The 5,435-nt window shown below is 67.5% G+C and carries 4 protein-coding genes; all 4 read left to right on the forward strand.

What is annotated here, in order from left to right; translation table 11 throughout:
- A partial coding sequence (locus tag ELR45_RS20840) for a helix-turn-helix transcriptional regulator (RefSeq protein WP_165367972.1) occupies positions 1–621 on the forward strand: 621 nt, incomplete at its 5' end.
- A gap of 216 nt (positions 622–837) precedes the next feature.
- On the forward strand, positions 838–3,438 hold the full coding sequence (locus ELR45_RS20845; protein WP_205856986.1) for a valine--tRNA ligase: 2,601 nt from the start codon (positions 838–840) through the stop codon (positions 3,436–3,438).
- A gap of 25 nt (positions 3,439–3,463) precedes the next feature.
- The gene (locus ELR45_RS20850; protein WP_129668065.1) at positions 3,464–4,795 is read left to right on the forward strand and encodes a bifunctional folylpolyglutamate synthase/dihydrofolate synthase; all 1,332 of its coding nucleotides are present in this window, start codon (positions 3,464–3,466) and stop codon (positions 4,793–4,795) included.
- On the forward strand, positions 4,792–5,121 hold the full coding sequence (locus ELR45_RS20855) for a DUF4233 domain-containing protein (protein WP_129668066.1): 330 nt from the start codon (positions 4,792–4,794) through the stop codon (positions 5,119–5,121). The genes ELR45_RS20850 and ELR45_RS20855 overlap by 4 nt, the downstream gene beginning before the upstream one ends.
- The last annotated feature ends 314 nt before the right edge of the window (positions 5,122–5,435 follow it).

The following is a 5,435-nucleotide window of genomic DNA, read 5'->3' on the forward strand; positions in this document are numbered from 1 at the left end:
CATGAGGTGTTCCGCCGCACCGCGCACCTGTTCGCGAACGCGACCGACATCACGTGCGTCGCCAACAACCTCGCCACCTGGACGTGGACGCGCAGTCCGGACCACCCGGCCGCCGTGGACACGCGGCAGCGCCGCACCGACCTGCGCATCCGTAAGGTCTACCGCACCGGCATGCTGCTCGACCCGGCATGGGCACAGCGGATAGCGGTAGCCCGTGACCGGCACGGCGCACAGGTCCGCGTCTCCACCGAGGAGTTGAATGAGACGATCATCCTCGACGGGAAGCTGGTCATCCTGGCCGGCGATGTGCAGGCTGGTGAGCGTAGCTACAGCCTCATCACCCAGCGCGAGACGGTCCAGGGCGTGACCTCGCTGTTCGAAGCCGTCTGGCGGTCGGCCACCGACCTGGCCACCTATGACGCGCAGACCGCCGAGATCCGGGAGATCGCGCCGCAGGTGCTGGACCTGCTCGGCCAGGGCGTCAAGGACGAGGCAGCCGCCCGTGCCCTGGGACTCGGCGTGAGAACCTACCGCCGCCGGGTCGCCGAGCTCATGGCAGCGCTGGGCGCCGAGTCCCGATTTCAGGCCGGCGTGCGAGCCCGGGAGATCGGGCTCATCTGAGATCCAGCGAACTGGGGCGGGTGTGCTGGCGTGATCATTTAGGGGTTGGGGTGGGATCGCGGTGCAGAGAAGGGTGGGGAGTCCGTAGACTTTTGCGCCGTGACTGATCCCACGCGCTCTGCTGATTCGATCCATACGCACGACTCCATTGGTTCGGGCGGTTCGGAGGACGCGACCGGCCCGGACAACGGGGCCGGTCCGCCGTCCGAGGCGGCACTGCCCACCGCCTACGATCCCGCGGCGGTAGAAGCACCGATATACGAGCGGTGGGTGGAGCGCGGCTACTTCGAGGCGGACGACACCAGCGACAAACCCCCGTTCTGCATCGTCATCCCGCCGCCCAACGTCACCGGCAGCCTGCATCTCGGCCACGCCTTCGAGCACACCCTGATCGACGCGCTCATGCGGCGCCGGCGCATGCAGGGCTACGAGGCGCTGTGGATGCCCGGCATGGACCACGCCGGCATCGCCACCCAGAACGTGGTCGAGCGCGAGCTGGCCAAGGAGGGCATCTCCAGGCATGACCTGGGCCGCGAGGCGTTCGTCGAGAAGGTCTGGGAGTGGAAGGAACGCTCCGGTGGCATGATCCTCGGCCAGATGCGCCGTCTCGGGGACGGCGTGGCCTGGAGCCGGGAACGGTTCACCATGGACGACGGCCTGTCCCGGGCGGTCCAGACCATCTTCAAGAGGCTGTACGACGACGAGCTCATCTACCGTGCCGAGCGGATCATCAACTGGTGCGTGCGCTGTCACACGGCGCTCTCCGACATCGAGGTGGAGCACAGCGACGACGAGGGCACGCTCACCTCCATCCGGTACGGGGACGAGGTAATCGTGGCCACCACGCGGCCGGAGACGATGCTCGGCGACACCGCCGTCGCCGTCAACCCCGACGACGAGCGGTACCAGCATCTGATCGGCACCGAGGTCGAGCTCCCGCTCACCGGGCGCAAGATCCCGATCATCGCGGACGCACACGTCGATCCCGAGTTCGGTAGCGGGATGGTCAAGGTGACACCGGCGCACGACCCGAACGACTTCGAGATCGGCCGCCGCCACAACCTGCCGAACATGACTGTCATGGACGAGCAGGGCGCGATCACCACGCACGGTCCGTTCCAAGGGCTCGATCGGTTCGAGGCCCGTCCGGCGATCGTCGATGCGCTTCGCGAGCAGGGACGCATCGTCGAGGAGCGCCGGCATATGCGTCCGGTGGGACACTGCTCGCGGTGCAAGACCGTCGTCGAACCGCGGCTGTCTCTGCAGTGGTGGGTCCGGGTCGGTCCGCTGGCCGAGGCGGCCGGGGACGCGGTGCGCGACGAGCGGGTGGCCATCCACCCGAAATCGATGGAGTCGCGCTGGTTCGGCTGGGTGGACGACATGCATGACTGGTGCATCTCGCGGCAGCTGTGGTGGGGGCACCGCATCCCGGTCTGGTATGGGCCGGACGGTGAGGTGGTCTGCGTGGGACCCGACGACGAGCCGCCGAGCGGCGAGGGGTGGACCCAGGACGAGGACGTCCTCGACACCTGGTTCTCGTCGGCGCTGTGGCCGTTCTCCACGCTCGGGTGGCCGGATGACACCGACGCGCTGGCCAAGTTCTATCCGAACCAGGTCCTGGTGACCGGATACGACATCCTGTTCTTCTGGGTCGCCCGGATGATGATGTTCGGCCTGTACGCGAACGCCGGCAACGGCCCCGAGCGGGCGATTCCGTTTTCCACGATCGCCCTGCACGGCATGGTCCGCGACCAGCATGGCAAGAAGATGTCGAAGTCGTTCGGCAACGCCGTCGACCCGCTGGAGTGGATGGACACCTACGGCTCGGACGCGCTGCGGTTCACCCTGGCCCGGGGGGCGAACCCCGGTGTCGATGTACCGATCGGGGAGGACTGGGTCCAGGCCTCGCGGAACTTCTGCAACAAGCTGTGGAACGCGACCCGGTTCGCGCTGATGAGCGGTGCCAAGGTCGGTGAGCTACCCGGTAATGAACAATCGGACCGGCTGACAAGTCTTTCCATGCCGGACCGGTGGATCCTGTCCCGTCTGCACACGACGCTGGCCGAGGTGGACGCGTACTACGAGGACTACCAGTTCGCGAAGGCCTGTGACGCGCTCTACCACTTCGCGTGGGACGAGTTCTGCGACTGGTACGTGGAGCTCGCGAAGACCCCGTTGAACACCGGCGGTGATGCCGCGGAGCGTACCCGGCTGGTGCTGGGGCACGTGCTGGACCGGCTGCTGCGGATGCTTCATCCTGTGACGCCGTTTGTGACGGAGGTGCTCTGGACGACATTGACCGGCGCGGAGTCCGTGGTTGTCGCGCCCTGGCCGGCGGCGGAGACAGCCCGTACGGATGCCGCTGCCGAGTCGGGCGTCGTGGAGCTGCAGCGGCTGGTCACGGAGATCCGGCGGTTCCGCAGCGACCAAGGGTTGAAGCCGGGGCAGCGGGTGGCCGCGCGCCTCGACGGCGTGACCGGCGTCCTGGCCGGGCACGAGGCCGAGATCCGGTCGTTGACCAAGCTGAACATTCCCGACGACGGATTCATGTCGACGGCGTCGGTCACCGTCGGCGACGTGACGGTCGAGCTGGACCTGTCCGGCGCGGTCGACGTGGAGGCAGAGCGCAAGCGGCTGACCAAGGATCTCGGCGTGGAGCGTAAGGCGCTCGAGCAGTCGGAGCGCAAACTCGGCAACGAGCAGTTCCTGGCGAAGGCTCCGGAGACGGAGGTCGAGAAGGTCCGCGCCCGTAAGATCGCCGCCGAGTCCGAGATCGCCCGCCTGGAGGCTCAGCTGGAACGCCTTGCGCCGCGTTGACGGCGGTGTGAGAGATTGGTGAGTTGTGAGCACTCCTGAGTTCGAGGCTGTCCAGGACGCCCTGCGGGGGCGGTGGCCCGAGTCCAAGCTCGATCCGTCGCTGGAGCGGATCCGCGATCTCGTGGACGTCCTCGGCAACCCGCAGCAGGTGTTCTCCACGATCCACATCGCCGGGACGAACGGCAAGACGTCGACGGCGCGGATGGTGGAGGAGCTGCTGCGTGAGCTCAACCTGCGCACCGGACGGTTCACCAGCCCGCATCTGCAGTCGGTCACCGAACGCATCGGCATAGATGGATCACCGGTCAGCGAGGAGAAGTTCGCTGAGATCTATGCCGAGGTGGCGCCGTTCCTCGACATCGTCGACGCCAAGCATGACATCGCGTTGTCGTTCTTCGAGGTGCTGGTCGCGATGGCCTACGCGGCATTCGCCGATGCGCCGGTGGAGGTCGCCGTCGTGGAGGTGGGCATGGGCGGCTCGTGGGATGCGACCAACGTCGCCGATGGCCAGGTCAGCGTCGTCGCCCCGATCTCGTACGACCACATGGAGTATCTCGGTGACTCGATAGAGGACATCGCGGCTGAGAAAGCCGGAATCATCAAGCCGGGGTCGTTCGCGCTGCTGGCGGCTCAGTCACAGCCGGCGGCCGAGGCGCTGCTGCGCAGGGTCGCCGAGGTAGGCGCCACCGTGGCACGCGCTGGCGTGGAATTCGGTGTCCGGGACCGGGAGATGGCCGTCGGCGGGCAGATGCTGCAGCTGCAAGGGCTGGCAGGGCCGTATGACGACATCCTGCTCCCGCTGCACGGTGCGCACCAGGCGGACAACGCGGCGCTGGCGCTGGCCGCCGTGGAGGCGTTCGTCGGCGGCGGTAGCGAGGGAATCTCCCAGGAGGCGGTGCAGGCCGCGTTCTCCAGGGTGAGCTCACCCGGAAGGCTCGAGGTGCTCCGCCGCGGTCCGGTGGTGCTGGTCGACGCCGCCCACAACCAGGCCGGCGCGGCCGCCCTGGCCGGGGCGCTGTCCGAGGAGTTCGCGGCGACGCCCATGGTCGCCGTCGTCGCGATCCTGGCGGAGAAGGATGTCGAGGGCATCCTGTCGGCGTTGGAGCCGGTGGTGGAGTCGGTGGTGGTGACCGTGAACTCTTCGCCGCGCTGCCTGCCGCCGCAGGATGTCGTGCCGGTGGCCGTGGATGTCTTCGGCGAGGACCGGGTACATCAGGCATCGCCGCTGCCAGAGGCGATAGACGTCGGCCTGACTCTGGCCGAGCGAGCCGGATCGATCGGTGGGCACGGCGTGGTGATCACGGGCTCCGTGGTCACTGTCGGTGATGCGCGGGCGAGCTTCGGAGTGTCCTCGTGAACCGGATAGCGTCGTCGATCCTCGGTATCGAGATGATTGTGGTGCTGCTGGCGGTCCCGGTGGCGATCAATCTCTCGGACATTCCCACCACCGCGGGCTGGCTGTCGGCGGGTCTGGTGGCGCTGCTGTGCTTCGTCGGGGCAGCCACGGTGCGGCGCGGGCGGCCGGGTTATGTGATCGGTACCGCTGCGCAGGTCGGTGCGGTCGGCACCGGGTTCGTCATTCCGACGATGTTCATCCTCGGGGGCATCTTCGCGCTGATGTGGTTCATGCTGCTCCGGCTGGGGCCTGAAGTGGAACGGCGAAGCGCCGAGCGTGCGGAGTGAACGCGTGAGGGACGAGCGTGTTCGCGGAGTGAGTGAGAAGCTGAGCGTGACTGGGTTGGGTGGAACGGCGAAGCGCCGAGCGTGCGGAGTGAACGCGTGAGGGACGAGCGTGTTCGCGGAGTGGGTGAGAAGCTGAGCGTGACTGGGTTGGGTGGAACGGCGAAGCGCCGAGCGTGCGGAGTGAATCCGGGGTGGGCCACTACACAGCCGCTTGCGCATGAATTGCGTGGATACTCCACTCTCAGGGCGTGTGACCTGGATATTTACGCCCTGTTCATGGCAGGTTCGGCGCATCGTGGGAATCCGCGGCGACG

The sequence above is a fragment of the Phytoactinopolyspora endophytica genome, assembly GCF_004138495.1.
Classification (GTDB): Bacteria; Actinomycetota; Actinomycetes; order Jiangellales; family Jiangellaceae; genus Phytoactinopolyspora; species Phytoactinopolyspora endophytica.